The organism is Streptomyces malaysiensis subsp. samsunensis (assembly GCF_024519315.1).
GTDB lineage: Bacteria > Actinomycetota > Actinomycetes > Streptomycetales > Streptomycetaceae > Streptomyces > Streptomyces malaysiensis.
The window spans coordinates 1-417 of the sequence record NZ_JANIIC010000275.1 but is presented as its reverse complement, the minus strand read 5'-3'; the positions used below and the strand labels follow the sequence as shown (position 1 = coordinate 417).

General features: G+C 63.5%; 1 protein-coding gene. It reads left to right on the top strand.

Annotation, left to right across the window (positions count from 1 at the left end; translation table 11 throughout):
• Positions 1 to 107: 107 nt before the first annotated feature.
• Positions 108 to 417, top strand: a 310-nt coding sequence (locus tag NQU54_RS48865) for a transposase (RefSeq protein WP_308408556.1), incomplete at its 3' end; no start/stop codon positions are given.

Here is a 417-nt window from a genome sequence, read left to right as displayed (position 1 = left end):
CTTAGTGGGCGGTTCGTGAGTGTTTGAGTGATTCTGTTATCGCCTGATGGTGTGGGTCTGGAGTGGATTCCTCCGGTCCGGGGTCTGTGGTCTGGTGGGCTGGCCGGGTGAGTGAACGGAAGCCGTATCCGAGTGACTTATCGGACGAGCAGTGGGCTCTCATCGAGCCGGTGATCACCGCGTGGAAGGACCGGCACCGCTCGGTCAGCGGCCACCAGGGCGCCTATGACATGCGGGAAATTGTGAACGCGATCCTCTACCAGGGGCGAACCGGATGTCAGTGGGCCTACCTCCCGCACGACCTGCCGCCCAAGAGCGCGACCTACTACTACTTCGCCGCCTGGCGGGACGACGGAACCGACCAGGTCATCCACGAGCTCCTGCGCTGCCAGGTCCGTGAACGCGCCCGGCGATTAG